General features: G+C 69.5%; 1 protein-coding gene. It reads right to left on the minus strand.

Going from position 1 to position 2434, the window contains the following annotated elements; translation table 11 throughout:
* Window positions 1-7 precede the first annotated feature (7 nt).
* Complete coding sequence (locus ABT092_RS30855) at window positions 8-2353, minus strand: thiamine pyrophosphate-binding protein (protein ID WP_502968547.1); 2346 nt, start codon at window positions 2351-2353, stop codon at window positions 8-10.
* Between the last annotated feature and the right edge of the window lie 81 nt (window positions 2354-2434).

Genomic DNA, 2434 nt, shown 5'->3' on the forward strand with positions numbered 1-2434 from the left:
CGGGGTGTCAGTCGGTGTGGTCGAGGGCGGCGGTGACGATGCTGTCGGTGTCGATGTGGTGGTGGCGGTAGACGTCTTGGATGGTGCCGGACTGGCCGAAGTGGGTGACGCCGAGGGTGGTGATGGGTGTGTTGTTGATGGTGCCGAGGAAGGCGAGGGTGTGGGGATGCCCGTCGAGGACGGTGACCAGGGGGGTGGCCCGGTCGGTGGGGAAGACCTGGTCGAGGATTCCGTGTGGTCCCTCGGTCAGGCCTCGGCGGGCTTGGAGGGCTCGGAAGAGGAGGTCGGGGCTGGTGATGCAGACGACGTCGGCCGGGATGCCGAGTGCTGCGAGTCGGTCGGCGGCGGCGAGGGCCTCGGGGACGAGGGCGCCCATGGCCGCGATGGTCACTGCGGGTGCCTCGCTTCGGCGGAGCGGGTAGGCGCCGGCGACGACCTGCCGGCGGCGGCGTTCGCGTGCGGCGGGGTCGGTGGGGACCGCGGCCAGGGTCTGGTCGACCGGCCGGGTGGACAGGCGGAGGTAGGCGGAGGTGCCGTCGGGCTTGCCGAGTTGGTTGAGGGAGGCGAGTAGGCACCACTCGGTGTCGAGGGCGAAGGCGGGTTCGTAGGTGGTGCAGCCGGGTTGTTCGATGCCCAGGGAGGGGGTGGTGATGGATTGGTGGGCGCCGCCTTCGGGGGCGAGGGTGACGCCGGAGGGGGTGCCGACGAGGATGGACTGGCCGCCTGCGTAGATGCCGAAGGACCAGGGTTCCAGGGCGCGGTTGACGAAGGGGTCGTACATGACGCCGATGGGCAGGAGGGGTTGTCCCCAGCGGCTCCAGGTGGCGCCGAGTTCGCCGAGGAGGGAGACCAGGTTGGTTTCGGCGATGCCGAGTTCGACGTGTTGGCCGGTGGGTCGTTCCCGCCAGTGCAGGATCGTTTCGGCGTCGTCGGCGAACCAGTCGGTGCGTTCGGCGACGGACCAGATCCCGGCCTTGTTGATCCAGCCGCCCAGGTTCGTGGAGGAACTCACGTCCGGACTGACCGTGACGATCCGGGCCGCCGCTTCGGGGGCCTGGCGGGTGAGGTCGAGCAGCACGCGCCCCAGGGCCTGTTGGGTGTTGGCGGTCCCGCCGGGGGTGCGGCCGATGTCGGTGGGCACGGTGGGGGGTCGTAGTGCGGGCGGGTTCTGTCGATGGAGTCGTTGCGCGGCCCGGGCGCACAGCAGCCCTGCTGCGCTTTCGTCGGGGAAGCGGCCCCAGGGGGAGTCGAGGTCGGCGCCGAGCCGGTCGGCCAGGTCACGCATCTGGTTCTCTGTCAGCAGGGAGGAGTGGTTTTGCGGGTGGCCTTCGTTGGCGAGCTGGTAGCCCTTGAGCGTGTACGCGAAGATGACGGTCGGCCGGGTGTCGTCGATGCTGTCGTAGGCGTGGAGTAGGGCGCCGAGGTCGTGGCCGCCGAGGTTGCGTAGGGCGGCGCGGAGTTCGGTGTCGTCGAGTGGGGCGATGAGGGCGGCGATGGGTTCGCGGGTGGATCCGGTGCCGGGCAGTCGGTCGCGCAGTTGCTCGGGGCTGCAACGCAGGAGTCGCTGGTATTCGGGGTTGCCCATAGAGTCGATGCGGACGCGTAGCGCGTCGCCGCCGGGGCGGGTGAACAGTTCCTCCAGCAGGCGCCCGTACTTGAGGGTGAGGACCTGCCAGCCGGCGGCGTCGAACATGCCCTGGAGCCGGTCGGCGGCCTGGTGGGGGACGACCCGGTCCAGGGACTGCCGGTTGAGGTCGACGATCCACACGACCTCGCCGAGACCGGCCACCATCGGGTCCTGGACCGTCTCCCAGATCGCGCCCTCGTCGAGTTCGGCGTCGCCGAGGAGCGAGAACTGACGCCCCCGACCGGCCTGGCCGAAGCGGCCGTCCACGTACCGGCGGGCGATCGCCGCCCAGACCGGTGCCGTCGCCCCGATGCCCACCGACCCGGTCGAGTAGTCCACCGGGTCCGGGTCCTTGGAACGACTGGGATAGCTCTGCAACCCGCCGAAGGAACGCAGCGTGCTCAGGTAGGACTCGTCCAACTCGCCGAGCAGGTAGTTGACGGCGTGCAGGACCGGCGAGGCGTGCGGCTTGACGGAGACCCTGTCCTCCGCGCCCAGGTGATGGAACCACAGAGAGGTCATGATCGACACCATCGAGGCACTGGACGCCTGATGACCACCCACCTTGAGCCCCTCGGGATTGGGCCGCACCCGGTTCGCCTGATCGATGATCGCCGTGGACAACCACAGCACCCGCCGCTCGACCTCCCCCAACGTCCGCAACACCCCCTCACCAACACCCTCCGCACCACGCGACCCAGCCGAGGACACAGCATTCACGATCATGCCCAACCACCTCCGTACCTACGTACACCTTGCGTTGGATTGCCTGCTTATGTTCAGCGAGTAGACACCCCGCCCGGCGAC

The sequence above is a fragment of the Streptomyces sp. NPDC002490 genome, assembly GCF_040296045.1.
Lineage (GTDB): Bacteria > Actinomycetota > Actinomycetes > Streptomycetales > Streptomycetaceae > Streptomyces.

What these genes read in the sequence shown, in the direction of transcription:
- ABT092_RS30855 (WP_502968547.1), bottom strand. Translation starts at nt 2,353, where the DNA reads ATGATCGTGAATGCTGTGTCCTCGGCTGGGTCGCGTGGTGCGGAGGGT.